Here is a 17,027-nt window from a genome sequence, read left to right on the forward strand (position 1 = left end):
TTCCCTATATGCAGATAAAACTTTAGAGGTGAAAATTTCATGAAACCAGTACGCGGTTTATTAGTAATGGCTTACGGAACGCCATATAAAGAGGAAGATATTGAACGTTATTATACACATATCCGCCATGGACGCAGACCATCCCAGGAGCATATTGACGATTTGACAGAACGCTACCGTGCGATTGGCGGGATTTCTCCGTTGGCCAAAATGACGGAAGCGCAAGCGGAAGCTTTATGTGCACGCTTAAATGAAGTCCAAGACGAGGTCGAGTACAAGTTGTTTATCGGTCTGAAGCATATTGAACCATTTGTGGAAGATGCAGTAGAAGCGATGGTGAAAGAAGGTATTAGCGAAGCGGTATCGATTGTATTAGCACCACACTTCTCAACATTTTCAATCAAGTCTTATAACGGGCGTGCGCAGGCACATATCGAAAAGTTAGGCGCAGATTTAAAGCTTACTTCTGTTGAATCATGGTATGCGCAGCCGAAGTTCATTGAATTCTGGAAGCAGGCAGTAAATGGAGAGCTGGCAAAAATGTCACCAGAAGAACGTACCAATGCATGCTTGATCGTGTCGAATCATTCACTTCCGGAGAAGATTAAATTGGCTGGCGATCCATATGAGGAGCAACTGATTGAAACAGCTCGTCTCATTAAAGAAGCATCTGATATTGAAAATATAGAAGTAGGCTGGCAGTCGGCAGGTCAAACACCAGAGCCGTGGCTGGGACCGGATGTACAGGATTTAACACGCACGCTTTATGCTGAAAAAGGGTACAAAGCGTTCATTTATACACCAGTTGGCTTCGTAACAGAGCACTTGGAAGTTCTTTATGACAATGATATTGAGTGCAAGGTAGTATGTGACGAAATCGGTGCCAGCTACTATCGCCCAACAATGCCGAATACGCATCCATTATTTATTGATGCTATGGTAGATGCAATTAACGATAAATTAGCGAAATAATATAGAGAGTGATGATGAGGGTGACTTTAAAAAGACGAAAGGTAGTCGTAATAGGCGGTGGCGTTACAGGTTTAACGACGGCGTTTTATTTGCAGCAGGCTGCAAAAGAACAGCAATATCCATTGGATGTAGTAGTGGTGGAAGCTTCCCTGCGAGTAGGGGGGAAAATCCAGACAATGCGGAAAGATGGATTTATTATTGAGCGTGGTCCTGAATCTTTTATCGATGATTCAGGTAACGTCTGCCGTTTGGCGCATGATTTAGGTATTGCGCATAAGCTGGTATACAACAATGTTGGACAGACCTATGTAGCCGTCGGTAAGGAACTGTATCCCATCCCAGGCAGCCTGCTGCTGGGGGGACCGCCGAAAGTCTCCTCATTTATTACTTCTGGTCTAATTTCTTTAACTGGTAAAATTCGTGCAGCGGGGGATTTAGTGATTCCACGAGCGGCTGAAAACCAAGATGAACCGATTGGTGACTTTTTCAGACGACGCTTTGGGAAGGAAGTAGTGGAGAATTTAGTAGAGCCGCTTATGGCGGGAACGTTTGCCGGTGATATTGATCATTTAAGCATTCAATCCATGTTCCCGGAGTTTTCCCAGTTGGAGAAAGAACACAGAAGTCTGCTGCTTGGCATGAAAAGAAAGAAGGCTGGCCGCCTGGCTATCGACCATTTCGCTGAACAGCCGCTTCAGTACGGGACGTTTGAAGATGGTCTTGAGACATTGATCGAAACGTTGGAAGAGCAGCTTGCGCCAAGTACAGTATTGAAGGGTGTAAAGGTGGAGGCAATCGAAAAGCTTCAGGACGGTTCTATGAAGGTAGCATTAAATAATATTTCACCTATCCAGGCTGACGCGGTCATTATGACAACTCCTTTTAATGCGGCAAAAACAGTCTTTGGGAAATATGAAGTGATGCAGCACCAGCCGTTGATGAAGTCTGCAACTATTGCTACAGTGACAATGGCCTTTAAGCAGGAGCAGCTTCCGAAATATAAGGATGCATTAAACTTCTTTGTTTCGCGAAATAGTGATTTAGCGATCACTTCCTGTACGTGGAACAACCGAAAATGGGATGGAGTAGCTCCGGAAGGCTATGATTTGCTGCGTGTCTATATAGGACGTGTAGGTGATGAGGCTATCGTTGAATTATCAGATAGTGAAATCGAACGTACGGTTCTTGAGGATTTACAGAAGGCAGTCGATCTAAAAGAAGGTCCATTATTTACGGTAGTAACACGCTGGAAGCAGGGGATGCCCCAATATACAGTAGGGCATGAAGAACGGGTGCAGCAAATGAAACGGGAATTATACGAGGAATTTCCGAATGTTATGCTTGTCGGCAGCTCGTATGAGGGAATCAGTGTACCGGACTGTATTGAACAAGGGCGTGAGGCAGCTGCAAGGATGCTGAACAAAATGATGGAAACAGAAACTGTGCAGTAGTATACTGTACAGTTTTTTCATGTTGTGTTGGAAGTATGAAAGGGTGATTACTCGCTGCTCTCCTAAAGTGTATGGAAGCAAGTAAGGCTCGCTATTTATGAAAAAACCTTTTAGACCATTCCACCAGGCCGAAAAGCAAATGTCTTTCCCTGTCAGTCTTGTTCACAATTTTACCGTGTTTACTTCATTGTTATTTCACAATTATCGAGTACGATGAGGAGGGAGGGATTTATGTGAAGAAAATGATAGTTGTTCTGTTAATGTGCATTTTCTTAATAAGCGGATGCAATGAAGAGCGCTTTACAAAAATCGATTCCCATCAGCCATTTGTAGCCTCAGTAAATATTCTGGACCCTTCACTTTCCTTTTTTGATAATGAGGGAAAGGAAATAGCGGTGTGGGATTTCGATGTTGCTTATACAGGCGCGGCACTTATTCAGCATGACCATGTATTGATGTATGGGCATGATTTGACTGAAGCACATTTATACAGCCTCTCGACAGGGAAACGCGAGGCGGTCATAAAATGTGGGGCCGGAACGACAAATGCGTATTATGATGAACAGACAGAACGCTTTTTCCTGACTAACAGCAAGAAAAATACGGTCACAAGCTATAATTTGCAAGCTGCCAAAATAAGTGAACAAAAGCTATATAATTACCCGATGTCTATGGCATCAAATGCAGGACTGCTGTATGTATTAAACTATAAAGATACGATTTTATCCGTATTGGATATTGAGACATTGCAGGTGGTAGATGAATGGGAAATTCCAAAGTCTTCCCATGGCATTGCTATTCTTGCAGACCAGCATGCGGTTTGGATAGGGGGGCACGGGCAAGGAAACAGGCCGAACGACACGATAGATGTGTATAATCTGGAAACCGGCAAAAAGCAAAAGGAAATCAGTATGCCGCTTATGCCGGTTGGAATATCAACAAAGGAACAGGAAGTGGCTGTTATTAGCCATGGTAAAAGCACACTTTATGTTGCAGCCGCAGATGGCGAAGTTTTATGGTCTCAAAAAATTGGCGCAAACCCCTTTGCGACAACTTATTTTGAAAAATGGATTATCATAGCAGGCTATGATGACCAGACAATTTATTTTGTAGATGAGCAAGGTATTGCGAAGAAAGCAAAAACAAAGAAAGGACCGTTCCAATTGCTAGCAAGGGAGGATACGAGATGACAACGGTTTTAATTGTGGAAGATGAGCTGGATATGCGAAAATTGGTTGAAATGATGCTGACAAAATCGGGATTCCGTACACTTTCTGCCGAAAGTGGACTAGGGGCATACGCTCTTTTAGAGAAGGAGCAAATAGACATTATTTTACTTGATGTCATGATGCCGAACGAGGATGGTTTCCAAGTATGCAAAAATATTCGCCTGACCTCCAATATTCCTATTATCTTCTTAACAGCACGGGATGCGAATGATGATAAGGTCAAGGGCCTGACGATCGGAGGCGATGATTATATCCTGAAGCCGTTTACAGCAAGCGAGCTGGTCGCCCGTATTCATGCAGTATTGCGGCGGACTGGCCGTCTGCTGTACGAGACTGAGCAAAGGCAGCTCGTCCGGGGCTGTATCAAGCTGGATGAAATTTCTCGCAAAGTTACAGTAAACGATGTTCAAATCCCCTTAACACTAAAGGAATATGAATTGCTCTATTTGTTCATGCAAAATCCGGATAATGTCTATTCGCGCGAGCAGCTGCTGGAGAGAATTTGGGAGATGGAGTATAGCGGCGGGACACGTACGGTCGATACACATATTAAAACGCTTCGGCTTAAATTAGGTAAACAGTCGAAGGAGGCAAGCGATTACATACAGACAGTGTGGGGCATCGGCTATCGCTTCGAAAAGGCCAAATGAGAACATTTTCGGGTAAAATATGGGCGCTCATTGTTGGGTTTCTCCTTATTACGATTACTTTTATGTATGTTTTCACGGATTTTTTATATGAGCAGCTGTATGTTGAGGATACAGAGAAATCAATGATTGAGTTTGGGGAGAGACTGGCTACGAAATATAAAGGCGGAGCCGTGTCGGACGAGTTAATCGCGGAAATTGAAGAACATAACAATTACGGTGTTTTCAATGTGATCGCTGTCCGGAACCCAAGGGAACTCAGTGCATGTGTGCCGTTTGATATCGACTATCAAACATTAATTGGACCGGATGAGCGCAGCCAGCTTCTTGATGGGAACCCCGTGATGAAAATCGGATATGAAGAGCGCTTTGAACGGCAGATTATTTCAGTTATTTTGCCGTTTACTGATGAAAACCGGCTGGAAGGTATTTTATATTTATATTATCCGCTGGCTAAAATAAGTGAGCTGGCCAGCAAAGAGGTCGTGCTTTTAATAGCGGGAGTCGTACTGTTTTCTATTATGATAGGCTATTTAGTTTTCCGCGGGCTGCGGCGTATTATGTCTCCTCTTCGTGAGCTTCAGGGGGCTGTCCACCGCATGTCAACCGGAGATTACCGGGCAAGGGTGGCCGTTTCCTCTAAGGATGAGGTCGGGCAGCTGTCAGAGGCCTTCAACCAAATGGCTGAGGCTATCCAGCAGGAGGACGAAGAGCGGAAGGCATTTTTGGCAACGGTTTCCCATGAACTGCGAACCCCAATCAGCTATGTAAAAGGATATAGCGAATCGATCCAAAACGGCTTTATGGAAGGAGAACAAAGGGACGAGGCAATTGGTCTCATTGCAAGGGAAGCGAATCGGATGGAGAGATTGACGAATGAGCTGCTGCAGCTTGTCCATATTGATACAGACAAGGCAGACGAAATGTATCCTATCGCACTGGCTGAAACACTGCGTGATTCTGTAGCGCTTATAAAAGCAAAAGCGGTAGAAAAAGAGATTGGTATTCTCCTGAAAGTAGATGAAGACATAATCATAGAAGCCGATGAGGAGAAGATACGGCAGATTTTCATCAATTTACTTGAAAACGCCATACGCTATTCTAATAAAGGGACAAGCATCTCTCTTACATCCATGATAGAAGAGCAGTCAGCTATCATCCAAGTGAAAGACAAAGGAATAGGTATACCGAAAGAGGATTTGCCGAGAATTTTAGAACGCTTCTACCGGGTCAACAAGGCACGCAGTAGAGCAGATGGCGGCAGTGGACTTGGCCTTTCTATCGTAGACCAGCTTGTAAAGCAGCATCAAGGTACACTGCACATAGATAGTGAATTGGAAATAGGAACAACGGTGACGGTTAGGTTGCCATTAATGGAGGAATAGAAGATGAGAAAATTATGGTTAGCGGCGGCCGCAACAGCGGTCCTAGTAGCAGGCTGTGCAGAAAAGGAAACAGTTGATACAATCGATAACGGTGAGATGCCTGAGGAACTAGTGACTGAAGTAATCACTCCGGGAGAAGTAGCGCCAGCCGAAAAAATTGCACTGGAGGCAAAAGTGACCCAAGGTGACAAGGCAGTAAACGATGCAACGGTAGAGTTTGAAGTATGGGAATCCGGCCTTCGTGAAGAAGGGGAAATGCTTGAAGGGAAGCTATCAGAGGATGGTGTGTATACAGCAGACTATACTTTTGAAAAAGACGGTGTTTATTATATGTATGCCCATACAACAGCAGGGGCCTATCATGTTATGCCGAAGCATAAATTTATCGTTGGCGCGCCTGATATGAGCAAAGTGCTGGAGGATGATAGCACAAGCTCAATGGAGCATATGGAGCATGAGAAGGACTCAGAGGAAGAATCATCCGAAGGACATTAGTAAGCAGAACATGTCTTCCAGTGATAGACCCTGCCAAAATGTGTTTATTTATGTTTCCGTTATAATCAAGACAAAAGTAATTTAAAGAAAAAGGTGTAGTAGTACAGCGTTGTACTACTACACCTTTTTTAGGCTTTATAATGGAGATCCGGTTTTTCGGAAAGAAAAAACGTCCGGATATTGAGCAGATCCGGACGTCCAATGAATGTGTAAGCAATAACTCTATAGTGTTGTAAAATCATAAAGTGAAGCGTCAATCAGCAATATACTGTGAATTAAAGAGTGTTGCATTTCTCACAATTGTTGCTGTAGCATTCACTTTGTTCCTCAATCTTATCACCGCATTGAACACAAACTTTGTCAGGCAGGTTTTTGAAAAATTCAACTACATTTTCTAACATTGTGGATAGCCTCCTTTTCATCATCTGTTATATTACTGTTTTGATTGTTTTCATTGTATTATAACAGTTTATGTTCGTCAACACAAAAGTGTTAATTTAGGTTAAAATATTTATATATATTTTGTTAAGGAGTGAAATGGATGTATTTCATCGATAATAAAGGCATTACGGATCCGCGCATTAACTTAGCTATTGAGGAATATGTGCTGAAAAATATGGATATTGAAAAAGATGATTTTCTTCTTTTTTATATAAATCAACCATCCATTATCATCGGCAAAAATCAAAACACAATCGAGGAAATCAATACTGATTATGTAGAAGAGAACGATGTGATTGTTGTCCGTCGTCTCTCAGGAGGCGGAGCAGTCTATCATGACCTTGGGAACTTGAACTTCAGCTTCCTCACAAAAGACGACGGAAACAGCTTCCATAACTATAAAAAATTCACCCAGCCTGTTGTGGATGCGCTCGCCAATCTTGGTGTCAATGCCGAACTGTCGGGACGCAATGATATTTTAGCGGAAGGGCGTAAAGTATCCGGGAATGCACAGTTTGCTACTAAGGGGCGAATGTTCTCGCATGGTACCTTGATGTTTGATACAGAGATCGATGCGGTTGTATCAGCTCTAAAGGTAAAAAAGGACAAGATTGAATCAAAAGGCATTAAATCAGTTCGTTCGCGTGTAGCGAATATTTCTGAATTTCTGAAAGAGCCGATGACCGTGGAAGCATTCCGGATGGAAATTTTAAAATCCATTTTCGGCGGAGAAGACAAAATCCAGTATTATGAGCTGACAGAGCAGGACTGGGAAAACATTCATAAGCTGTCTGCGGAGCGTTATCAGAAGTGGGAATGGAATTACGGCAAGTCACCGCGCTTTAACATTCAAAAACAGCACCGTTTCCCATCAGGCAGCATTGATATCCGTTTGGAAGTACACAAAGGAATGATTGAAGAGGCAACCATTTTTGGTGATTTCTTTGGAGTGGGGGATGTGGCGGAAGTACAGGAGCTGCTTGTTGGCACAAAGTATGAGCGTATAGCCATCAGCGAAGCGCTTTCTTCTATTGACATTCCAAAATATTTCGGCGGTGTGACAAAAGAGGAATTTTTACAGTTAATTTATTAATTATCACGAATGACCTTCCTAAACTTTTTGAGGAGGGTCATTTTTTCATGTAAAATGAAAGAGTAGTGATTTTTAAGGAGTAAAGAGGTGACAAAATGGAAAAGCACCGTATTTATATAGTAGAGGACGATGTGAAAATCGCCTCATTGCTTGCTGAAACTTTACGCAAGTACCAATATGAGGTCGCCATAGTGGAAAATTTCGAGGCGATTATTGAAGAGTGTAAACAGATGGATCCACATATTGTCCTGCTAGATATTAATCTGCCTACATACGACGGCTATTATTGGTGCCGGCAATTACGACAGCATACAAAGTGTCCGATTTTATTTATTTCTGCCCGTTCTGGTGAAATGGATCAGATTTTTGCGCTGGAAAATGGCGGGGATGATTTTATTACAAAGCCCTTCAATTATGAAATTGTTTTAGCGAAGATTCGGAGCCACTTGCGCCGCACTTATGGTGAATATGCTCCAAAGCAGGGAGAGCGGACGATTAAGCAGGGACAGCTGACACTATATTTGGAACGAATGGAGCTTCATTTAAAGGAGCTGGTCATTCCTCTTCAGAAAAAGGAATGCATCATATTGGATTTACTGATGGGAAATGCGCCGAGAGTTGTATCACGGGATCAGCTGCTGGAACATCTATGGGATGATCAGGCATTCGTGGACGAAAATACATTGAACGTGAATATGACACGAGTACGAAAGAAATTAGCCGATTATGGAATTGCCTCTTGCATTGAAACTGTGCGGGGTGCGGGATACCGTTTTATTTTAAATACGGAGGAAATGTAATGGGGGCGGGACTAAAGCTATTTATTACTGAGCACTTGTCTTATATCATCTTTCAGGTATTTCTTGTATTGTTCATTTTAATGTTATATTGGCTGGAAGGCTTCCGCAATTTTGAAACGGCTCTTTATTCCATTGTGATGAGCATTATACTGATTGTTTCCTTTCTTACGATACGTTACATGCTGAGAAGACGCTATTTGAAAAAAATTGTCGAGCTGCCTAAGCAGATGGAGGATGCACTTCAAAAAAATGCAAAAACGATGGAGTATTATCATACGGAAGAATATATCCATGAGCTGTATAGATTGTATCAATATGAGGTGCAGGCACTTTATGCAAGACAGGAAAGGCAGTATAAGTTTACAAATCAATGGATTCATCAGATGAAGACGCCTGTAGCTGTATTAGACCTGCTTCTTCAGGAGGAGGACCTTGATAAGCGCAGTGTGCAGGAAGAAGTGGAGAGGTTGAAGAGAGGACTGGAAATGGTGCTTATGAACGCGCGACTTGAAAACTTCCAGGAGGACCTGCAGGTAGAGCAGGTGAACTTAAAACAGCTGCTCACGTCTACTATTAATGAAAATAAACGGTTATTTATTACGAACCGGGTGTTCCCGGAAGTGAAAATGGAAGAAGATACGATTGTCATGAGTGATTCGAAATGGCTGAAATTTGTTATCATGCAATTTATCACAAATGCCGTGAAATATACATTTGAAGAAAATAAGAAAATTATTGTTGAGGTTATCAAGGAGAAAGATGGTGCTGTGCTTTGTGTGGCAGACCAAGGGATCGGTATTCCGAAATCGGATCTTTCACGCGTAACAAAACCATTCTTTACAGGGGAGAATGGCCGTAAAACAGGAGAGTCGACAGGTATGGGGCTTTATATTGCACAGGAAATCTGCACAAAATTAGGCCATGAACTCATAATTGAATCAGAGGTGGGTGTCGGCACAACTGTTAAAATAATTTTCCAGCACTAGGGGGAGTAAAGTGGAACTTGTACAGATTGGGGATTGGGAGTTACTCGTTGATATCCCGAAAACAAAGGCATTTTATGAACAGATGGATGTTCAAAATGACATTTTACATTGGTTGAATTATATAGAAATAAGCAGCTTTATTGATTTGGAGATACAGGCTTTTTTCGATTCATTCGGTATCGATATAGTGAAGCCGAGCAATCTATCCTGCCATCCGGTAGAAGACGGTTCAAAAATGATGTATACAGGGAGTTATCATCTGTACGGAGAGCGTCTTAAAGGTGAGCTGGACGGGTGGGACCTGATTGTTGGCGACTACTGCTTTTCCATAACAACGGAGATGGAGGCAGTGCCGGAGGGAATGAACGGAAATATTACAGAAATCAGCTTTGAGGTTGTACTTCCATGGATGCTTCCACTACCGATTTCATCTATGTAAAGGAGATACTATGTCGATTTTAAACATCAATGAAGTAACAAAAGTATATGAGGGAAAAGTCACGACAAGGGCCTTGAACCAACTGAGTTTCGACGTGGAGAAGGGCGAGTTTTTAGCGGTTATGGGACCATCAGGAAGCGGCAAGACAACATTGCTTAATCTGATTTCCATGATTGATACACCTACTACCGGAGAAATTATTTTTAACGGAATGCGTCCGCAAAGTCTTAATAGTACGGAGCTCGCTTATTTTCGCAGACGTGAGCTAGGATTCATCTTTCAGGATTTTAACTTGCTGCCTATGCTCACAGTGGAAGAGAATATTATCCTTCCGTTGACATTGGATGAGAAGCCTGTAGCGATGATGGAGGAGCGGATGGAGGCATTGGTGGATAAACTTGGCCTGCAGAGTATATTGGAAAAACGTCCAAATGAAATTTCAGGGGGACAGGCTCAGCGTACAGCAATTGCTCGCGCCCTCATTCACGAACCATCTCTTATATTAGCGGATGAACCTACAGGAAACCTGGATTCCAACGCTTCCCGTGAAGTACTGGAGCTATTATCGAAAATGAATAAGGAAAAGAATGCGACAATTATTATGGTAACGCATGATCCAATCGCCGCAAGCTATTGTGATCGTGTGCTCTTCATTAAAGATGGGGAATTTTTTAATGAAGTGTATAGGGATGACCGCAGACAGGCATTTTTCCAGCGCATTTTAAATGTACTTAGCTTATTAGGGGGACAAGTTGGTGACTTTTCGTCAATTCGCTTACCGTAATGTCTTCCGGAATTTCCGCAATTATGCGGCCTTTTTCATGGCCAGCTTTTTCTGCGTCTTTGTGTTTTTCCTTTATTCCATGCTTATGTTTCATCCGGAAATGGAGCATGGATTTATAGGTGATGTCTCGATCGTCGGGATGGTAATTGCGGAAATCATTCTCGTATTGTTTTCTTGGTTCTTCATTTTTTATTCGGTGAAAGCCTTTTTGGAGGCCCGTTCAAAAGAATTTGCGATTTTATTGCATTTAGGAATGGAACGGCGGCAGCTGGGGAAGCTTGTCTTTTTGGAAACGATGATTATCGGGCTGCTCTCTAGTATGAGTGGTATCCTTTTTGGATTTGCCTTTTCGAAGTTTTTCTTTATGATTATCCGCGAAATATTAGGGTTGGAAAATTTACCGTTGTATGTTTCATGGGAGCCTTTCTTATTGACATTTTCCGTCTTTATGGGGGCCTTTATCATTATAGCGATTGGCAGTGTCGCCTATACACCTGCCACAAATCTTAATAGTCTGCTGCGGGGGCGTTCTGTCGATGTTTCACCGCGTTATTCCAGGCGCCGCGCTATTTTAGGGGTCATCTTAATTTTCGTCGGTTATATACTGGCCCTTATTACAACGAAAACAACGTTGTTTACTTTTACATTACTCATTCCTATTTTTGTGGCATTCGGCACTTTTTATTTCTTTACGGATTCTGTCTTTTTATTATTGGATTTACTAAAGCGCCAAAAGTCATTCTATTGGTATAAAGCACGTATGCTGTCGGTTGCCGAGCAAATTTATACAATGCGCCAAAATGCAAAAATGTTTTTTGTCGTCACGATGGTTTCGATGCTGGCACTGCTATGTGTCGTGCTGCTTGCTGCACTTTCCTCGTATACGGCCCAATATGATAAATTAAATCCTTTGGGCATTGTTTATAAAGGACATGTCGATAACCCTTATGAAGCGGAGCATGTGCTCAGTATTATAACGGAGCTTGAGGAGCAAGGTTTCTCCTATCATATTACACGGTTCGAAGTAATTAAACAGACTTCTTTAGCAACATCGAATGAAGTGGAAGTATTCAAAGAAACAGATATTAACCGTATGCTGTTTTCCTATGGCTTACCGCTTGTAAAGATGTATCCGGGGGAGGGGATGTTCATCCCTTATTCTGATGAGTCCATTAAAAAATTAAAGAATGTTACCGTGGATACTGTACTGATGGAAAATGATTTGCCGATTACAATTGATCGGGTCTATCCGGAGATTATTTTCCCGACATCCATTATTAGCCGGAACTCGATCATTATCAGTGATGAGGATTTTGATCGTCTGGTCAATCCGTTAGCTGTCGAAGGGGAAACACCTGCCTACCATTTGTTTGCCTTTGATATCCCGCATTGGATCCAGGCAAAGGATATTGGTCTTGGCATCCAGCAGATTGTGTCACATGAATATGTGACAAATCCTGTATATTCCCTGCCTTTTTACTTTGAAAATACAGGATTGAATTATTCCTACGTACTAGCAACGTATTCACTGTTTACAATTGTAGGGATACTTGTTGTCGTGGTTTTCCTGCTGGCAGCGGGTAGCTTTATATACTTTAAGCTATATGCAAATCTTGAACGGGAGCGTCAGCAATTTATCGTGTTAAAGCGGATGGGACTGACAGATTTGGAGCAGAAGCGCTTGATTACAAGGCATCTTGCACCGCAGTTTTTCCTTCCGTGGGGAGTAGCCCTGCTTCATAGCACATTTGCCTTTATTGCCCTTCAATCAGTATTGAAGGATATTGTTAATCTCATTATTGTGAAGGAAATCATTGTCGCTTTTTGCTTGTTTGCTATTGTACAATTTGTCTACTTTTACATGATTAGATGGCGTTATATCGCCCATCTCAGAGATTGAATAATGAGAATGAAGCAGAGAAAAATATTGTTTTTCGACAGAAATTAGGAATAAAAAACAATTCCTCTATTGTTTTATCAATATATCTATTTTATAATGTTAGGAAAATGAATGGAAATTCATTTACGCACAAAGGGAGATGGATGTATTGAATTTAGTTGAACAAATACGGCAACAAGCTTTCGAACAGCCAGAAAAGACTGCGTATTATTTTATGGGGGAAAAAACGAGCTATGCTGAGTTAGAGCAGACAGTAGGACGTTTTGCAGCAGCGCTACAGGACATGGGAGTGCAAAAGGGGGACCATGTAGCATTACTGCTTGGCAATACTCCTCACTTTATTATTTCCTTATATGCAACAATGAGAATCGGAGCGACTGCCATTCCGATAAATCCTATTTATACGCCGGATGAAATTTCCTACATCATTCAAAATGGAGATGTAAAAGTAGTGGTGGCACTCGACATGCTATTACCGCTTGTGGAAATGGGAATGAAGGTATTCCCTGAGGTAGAAAAATACATCATTTGTGAAACGACGCCGGATATTGGGGAGAAGTATACTGCGTTAAGTGATGGGGTGAAGGAAAAGGCAAAGCTATTTACGCATGTATTAGCAGGCTCAGCGAAAACAGTGGAGCCGGCTGCAGTGCATACGGATGATACGGCCGTTATTTTATATACGTCAGGAACAACAGGTCATCCTAAAGGAGCGATGCTGACACATGGAAATCTTTATTCCAATGCAAGGGATGTAGGGAATTATTTGCAGATGTCAGCTGAGGACCGAGTAATCACGACATTACCTGTGTTCCATGTATTTGCGTTGACAGTCGTTGTGAATGCCCCGCTGATGAAGGGAGCTACACTTTTATTGACACCGCGCTTTAGCCCGGGAGAAATTTTCAAGATAGCAGACGAATATAAGGCGACTGTTTTTGCAGGTGTACCGACAATGTTTAACTTCCTCTATCAATTTGAAGGAGGGGATCCAAAGGCGTTTACACATCTTCGCCTGGCGATTTCGGGAGGAGCCTCTTTACCTGTCGCATTGCTTCATAACTTCGAAAGGAAGTTCAATGTACGGGTGTCAGAAGGCTATGGCTTATCGGAAGCATCCCCGGTGACATGTTTCAATCCATTGGATCGGGAGCGAAAGGCCGGATCGATAGGACAATCAATCATGAATGTTGAAAACAAGGTTGTAGATGTAAACGGCGAAGAAGTGCCTGTAGGTGAAGTAGGGGAGCTAATTGTACGCGGTCCGAACGTGATGAAGGGATATTATAAAATGCCCGAAGAAACAGCTATGACCATTCGTGATGGATGGCTCTACACCGGAGATCTTGCGAGAAAGGATAAGGAGGACTACTTCTATATTGTCGATCGTAAAAAAGATATGATTATTGTAGGAGGCTACAATGTCTATCCGCGCGAGGTAGAGGAAGTGCTGTTTACACACCCGAATGTTGTGGAGGCAGCGGTAGTAGGCTTCCCGGATCCTGACTTTGGGGAAGCGGTTCATGCCTATGTCGTACTGAAGGATAAAACAATGGCAGCAGAAGAGCTGAAGGAATACTGTGCAGAGCGTATCGTGAAATATAAAGTACCACAAACGATTGAGATACTAGATGAGCTGCCGAAAAATTCAACAGGGAAGATTTTGCGCCGTTCTTTAAAAGGTGCCGTATCGGTTAAATAGAATAAAAGAAAAATGGGAGCAGTCCGGAAAGTCAGAACTTTCACGGCTGCTCTCCTTTTTTTATAACTGTTTACGAAAAAATAGTACAGCACCTTCTTGAAAACATCAGCTCATATATCTTTCTGGATAGCTCTTTCCAAGTATAAAAGTATCTTTTTCGAGGGTATAGTCAAAAAAGAGGAGATGATTTTATGGATGAAGAGAAGTTACTGCAAGAGGGATACCGTAAATATTACGGCAAAGAAATTGATGTATTTTTTAAAAAGGAGCTGTGTATCCACGCCCAAAGCTGCCTGCACGGTAATCCGGCGGTGTTTAATGTAGACCGCCGCCCTTGGATACTGCCTGATGCGGAGCAGAAGGTAGAGGAAGTGATGAGGGCAGTGAATTCATGCCGGGTTGGAGCTTTACAATATATTCTGCATGAAAGAAAAGAAAACGATCAAGAGTAGATAAGCGGGGATCAGTAAAAAAGCGCATACCGATTTTTTTAAAGTGACTGGGAAGTAATGCTCCTGCATAAATTGAAAAAATAGTGTGTATTTTCAAAGAAAGGCTTTGGAAAAGGAAGAGATAGATGATACACTGTTGTTACGGAAACCGAAATAAATTGAAATGAGGGGAAAGTATGTTAACAGCAGAGCATTTATTAACGTTGCAATCGGTCGCAAACCCGGTATTATCACCATCTGAGACAGAGGCGGTCTTTACGCGTACGCTAATTGATAAGGAAGACAATAAATATTATTCTCATTTGTTCCATCTACATATCGAATCAGGCGAAATAACGCAATGGACATTTGGAAAAGAGCGTATTAGCAGCCCGAAATGGTCACCGGATGGCACGAAAATTGCATTCCTTTCTAACCGGGATGAAAAAAAGCAACTGTATATCTTACATAGCCGCGGAGGGGAAGCAAAAAAGGTAACCGATCTTGCCAATGGTGTGTCTTCCTTTCTATGGAGCCCGTGTGGGGAAAAGATATGGCTAACAGCAAGCGTTAAACAAGGAAAAGCAGTGACGGACAAGGCCGAAAAAGAGGAAAATAAATTCCCGCAGGCCTATGTAGTAAACGGTATGAAATATAAAATGGATGGCCTTGGCGGAGCGGGGCTGCGTGCACAGGATCAATTTACGCAAATCGCCGTACTGACAATTGCAGATGAAAAGCTTGAACAATTTACGACAGGCGATTTTCACCACGGTCTGGCGGGCATCTCCCGTGATGGAAACGAAATTGTCATGAGCGTCAATCGTGCAGAAAACCTGGACTACGAATTCCGTACTCCCCTCTATATTGTCGATACAAAGACAAAGGAAGAAAAGGTACTTGTAGAGGCAGAAGGATACTATGGGGATGTTTCATATTCATATGACAACCGGTATATTGCCTATGTCGGCAGTGACACCTCGTATAAAAATGCCACACATAACAATGTGTATGTATATGATCGGCGTACAGGTCTTACACAGCAGCTGACAGAAATGCTGAATGCGCCAGTAGGTGACCTCGCTGTAGCAGATGTTCAGCAAGGAGTAGACGCACCGGGTGTTGTATGGACAGAAACAAATGCCTTGTACTTCCAATTATCAACAATGGGTGACGTACGTTTGTATTATGCAGATCTTGAAGGCAGTATTTTCCCGGCAAGCCCTGAAGGCGAACATATTTACAGTTATGATGTAGCACGAAGTGGAAACTGGGCCATTGCAGCGATTTCCAATCCGGTATTCCCAGGAGAGCTATTTTTCCTGGATATAACATCTGGAGAGCGACGTCAATTGACAAACTTCAATGAAGAATTTATGAGGGAAGTACCGCTGTCTGTTCCAGAACCTATCGTTTATCAAACAACAATCGGAGATGTACATGGCTGGATCATGAAGCCGATTTCCTACGAAAAAGGAAAGAAATATCCATTAATCGTAGAGGTACATGGCGGTCCGCATACAATGTATGCCAATACATTCTTCCATGAAATGCAGCTGCTTGCTTCCCAAGGCTACGGTGTTTTGTATGTGAACCCTAGAGGAAGCCACGGCTACAGCCAGGAATTTGTAGATGGCGTACGAGGCGACTATGGCGGCGGCGATTACGAGGACATCATGGCTGGTGTTGATTATGCATTGAAAACCTATGACTGGATCGATGAAAGCCGGTTAGGTGTGACGGGAGGCAGCTACGGCGGCTTTATGACGAACTGGATTGTCGGTCATACAAACCGCTTTAAAGCAGCAGTCACACAGCGTTCCATTTCCAACTGGATCAGCTTCTCCGGCGTATCGGATATCGGCTACTACTTCAATGATTGGCAGCACCTTGTGGATATAAAGTCGGTCGATAAACTATGGGACTTTTCACCATTAAAGTATGCTGAAAATGTAGAAACACCATTATTAATCCTGCACAGCGAAAAAGATTTTAGATGTCCGATCGAGCAGGCAGAGCAGCTTTATATTACGTTAAAATCTCTTGGCAAAGAAGTAGGTTTCGTACGCTTCCCTGATAATGATCATAATCTCTCTCGAACAGGTACACCGAACCTGCGGATAGAGCGTTTATCACAAATTATTGGCTGGTTTAATAAGTATATATAAAACAAGGGGGTAGAGGCGTTCTTACGTCCTACTCTTTTTTCATTTTGCTAGATAATTTTCTCTTAAAAAAAATGTTTTTTCTAAAGAAATTTTAATAATTTAGT

16 protein-coding genes are annotated in these 17,027 nt (G+C 42.5%); 15 read left to right on the top strand and 1 reads right to left on the bottom strand.

The features are described from left to right. Positions 1–39: 39 nt before the first annotated feature. The 6 genes from hemH (at position 40) to BOD01S_RS07710 (ending at position 6,179) form a co-directional block, all read left to right on the top strand. The gene (hemH, locus tag BOD01S_RS07685) at positions 40–972 is read left to right on the top strand and encodes a ferrochelatase (RefSeq protein WP_036157441.1); all 933 of its coding nucleotides are present in this window, start codon (positions 40–42) and stop codon (positions 970–972) included. A gap of 14 nt (positions 973–986) precedes the next feature. After that, positions 987–2,423, top strand: coding sequence for a protoporphyrinogen oxidase (gene hemY, locus BOD01S_RS07690; protein WP_322786797.1), 1,437 nt, complete (start codon positions 987–989; stop codon positions 2,421–2,423). A 233-nt stretch (positions 2,424–2,656) separates the two neighbouring features. Further along, complete coding sequence (locus BOD01S_RS07695) at positions 2,657–3,613, top strand: YncE family protein (RefSeq protein WP_036157434.1); 957 nt, start codon at positions 2,657–2,659, stop codon at positions 3,611–3,613. Then, complete coding sequence (locus tag BOD01S_RS07700) at positions 3,610–4,302, top strand: response regulator transcription factor (protein ID WP_036157430.1); 693 nt, start codon at positions 3,610–3,612, stop codon at positions 4,300–4,302. Before BOD01S_RS07695 ends, BOD01S_RS07700 begins: the two co-directional genes overlap by 4 nt. Beyond that, complete coding sequence (locus BOD01S_RS07705) at positions 4,299–5,684, top strand: sensor histidine kinase (protein WP_036157427.1); 1,386 nt, start codon at positions 4,299–4,301, stop codon at positions 5,682–5,684. The genes BOD01S_RS07700 and BOD01S_RS07705 overlap by 4 nt, the downstream gene beginning before the upstream one ends. A 3-nt stretch (positions 5,685–5,687) precedes the next feature. Beyond that, positions 5,688–6,179 (top strand): FixH family protein, encoded by a 492-nt coding sequence (locus tag BOD01S_RS07710; RefSeq protein ID WP_036157425.1) that lies wholly within the window; start codon positions 5,688–5,690, stop codon positions 6,177–6,179. A gap of 275 nt (positions 6,180–6,454) precedes the next feature. On the opposite strand, the gene yhfH is transcribed toward BOD01S_RS07710, so the two are convergent. After that, the gene (yhfH, locus tag BOD01S_RS22505; protein ID WP_081978034.1) at positions 6,455–6,580 is read right to left on the bottom strand and encodes a protein YhfH; all 126 of its coding nucleotides are present in this window, start codon (positions 6,578–6,580) and stop codon (positions 6,455–6,457) included. A gap of 140 nt (positions 6,581–6,720) precedes the next feature. Between yhfH and BOD01S_RS07715 the strand changes: the two genes are divergently transcribed. The 9 genes from BOD01S_RS07715 to BOD01S_RS07755 all read left to right on the top strand — a co-directional run bounded on the left by BOD01S_RS07715 (position 6,721) and on the right by BOD01S_RS07755 (position 16,923). Continuing rightward, positions 6,721–7,713, top strand: coding sequence for a lipoate--protein ligase (locus BOD01S_RS07715; protein WP_036157423.1), 993 nt, complete (start codon positions 6,721–6,723; stop codon positions 7,711–7,713). Positions 7,714–7,808: 95 nt separating this feature from the next. Then, on the top strand, positions 7,809–8,513 hold the full coding sequence (locus BOD01S_RS07720; protein WP_036157420.1) for a response regulator transcription factor: 705 nt from the start codon (positions 7,809–7,811) through the stop codon (positions 8,511–8,513). Continuing rightward, on the top strand, positions 8,513–9,499 hold the full coding sequence (locus BOD01S_RS07725; RefSeq protein ID WP_036157416.1) for a sensor histidine kinase: 987 nt from the start codon (positions 8,513–8,515) through the stop codon (positions 9,497–9,499). Before BOD01S_RS07720 ends, BOD01S_RS07725 begins: the two co-directional genes overlap by 1 nt. A 10-nt stretch (positions 9,500–9,509) precedes the next feature. Further along, on the top strand, positions 9,510–9,938 hold the full coding sequence (locus BOD01S_RS07730; RefSeq protein ID WP_036157413.1) for a hypothetical protein: 429 nt from the start codon (positions 9,510–9,512) through the stop codon (positions 9,936–9,938). A gap of 10 nt (positions 9,939–9,948) precedes the next feature. After that, positions 9,949–10,722: an ABC transporter ATP-binding protein gene (locus BOD01S_RS07735; protein ID WP_036157410.1), complete on the top strand. Its 774-nt coding sequence runs from the start codon at positions 9,949–9,951 to the stop codon at positions 10,720–10,722. Then, positions 10,694–12,622: an FtsX-like permease family protein gene (locus BOD01S_RS07740; RefSeq protein ID WP_036157408.1), complete on the top strand. Its 1,929-nt coding sequence runs from the start codon at positions 10,694–10,696 to the stop codon at positions 12,620–12,622. Before BOD01S_RS07735 ends, BOD01S_RS07740 begins: the two co-directional genes overlap by 29 nt. A 148-nt stretch (positions 12,623–12,770) precedes the next feature. Further along, complete coding sequence (locus BOD01S_RS07745; protein WP_036157405.1) at positions 12,771–14,324, top strand: fatty acid--CoA ligase family protein; 1,554 nt, start codon at positions 12,771–12,773, stop codon at positions 14,322–14,324. Positions 14,325–14,515: 191 nt separating this feature from the next. After that, positions 14,516–14,776, top strand: coding sequence for a (4Fe-4S)-binding protein (locus BOD01S_RS07750; RefSeq protein WP_036157401.1), 261 nt, complete (start codon positions 14,516–14,518; stop codon positions 14,774–14,776). A 176-nt stretch (positions 14,777–14,952) separates the two neighbouring features. Beyond that, positions 14,953–16,923, top strand: a complete 1,971-nt coding sequence (locus BOD01S_RS07755) for a S9 family peptidase (protein WP_036157398.1) — start codon at positions 14,953–14,955, stop codon at positions 16,921–16,923. Positions 16,924–17,027: the final 104 nt, after the last annotated feature.

Origin of the sequence: Lysinibacillus odysseyi 34hs-1 = NBRC 100172 (genome assembly GCF_001591965.1) — a bacterium.
Taxonomy (GTDB): domain Bacteria; phylum Bacillota; class Bacilli; order Bacillales_A; family Planococcaceae; genus Lysinibacillus_B; species Lysinibacillus_B odysseyi.

What these genes read in the sequence shown, in the direction of transcription:
- hemH (WP_036157441.1), top strand. Translation starts at nt 40, where the DNA reads ATGAAACCAGTACGCGGTTTATTAGTAATGGCTTACGGAACGCCATAT.
- hemY (WP_322786797.1), top strand. Translation starts at nt 987, where the DNA reads ATGAGGGTGACTTTAAAAAGACGAAAGGTAGTCGTAATAGGCGGTGGC.
- BOD01S_RS07700 (WP_036157430.1), top strand. Translation starts at nt 3,610, where the DNA reads ATGACAACGGTTTTAATTGTGGAAGATGAGCTGGATATGCGAAAATTG.
- BOD01S_RS07705 (WP_036157427.1), top strand. Translation starts at nt 4,299, where the DNA reads ATGAGAACATTTTCGGGTAAAATATGGGCGCTCATTGTTGGGTTTCTC.
- BOD01S_RS07710 (WP_036157425.1), top strand. Translation starts at nt 5,688, where the DNA reads ATGAGAAAATTATGGTTAGCGGCGGCCGCAACAGCGGTCCTAGTAGCA.
- yhfH (WP_081978034.1), bottom strand. Translation starts at nt 6,580, where the DNA reads ATGTTAGAAAATGTAGTTGAATTTTTCAAAAACCTGCCTGACAAAGTT.
- BOD01S_RS07715 (WP_036157423.1), top strand. Translation starts at nt 6,721, where the DNA reads ATGTATTTCATCGATAATAAAGGCATTACGGATCCGCGCATTAACTTA.
- BOD01S_RS07720 (WP_036157420.1), top strand. Translation starts at nt 7,809, where the DNA reads ATGGAAAAGCACCGTATTTATATAGTAGAGGACGATGTGAAAATCGCC.
- BOD01S_RS07725 (WP_036157416.1), top strand. Translation starts at nt 8,513, where the DNA reads ATGGGGGCGGGACTAAAGCTATTTATTACTGAGCACTTGTCTTATATC.
- BOD01S_RS07735 (WP_036157410.1), top strand. Translation starts at nt 9,949, where the DNA reads ATGTCGATTTTAAACATCAATGAAGTAACAAAAGTATATGAGGGAAAA.
- BOD01S_RS07750 (WP_036157401.1), top strand. Translation starts at nt 14,516, where the DNA reads ATGGATGAAGAGAAGTTACTGCAAGAGGGATACCGTAAATATTACGGC.
- BOD01S_RS07755 (WP_036157398.1), top strand. Translation starts at nt 14,953, where the DNA reads ATGTTAACAGCAGAGCATTTATTAACGTTGCAATCGGTCGCAAACCCG.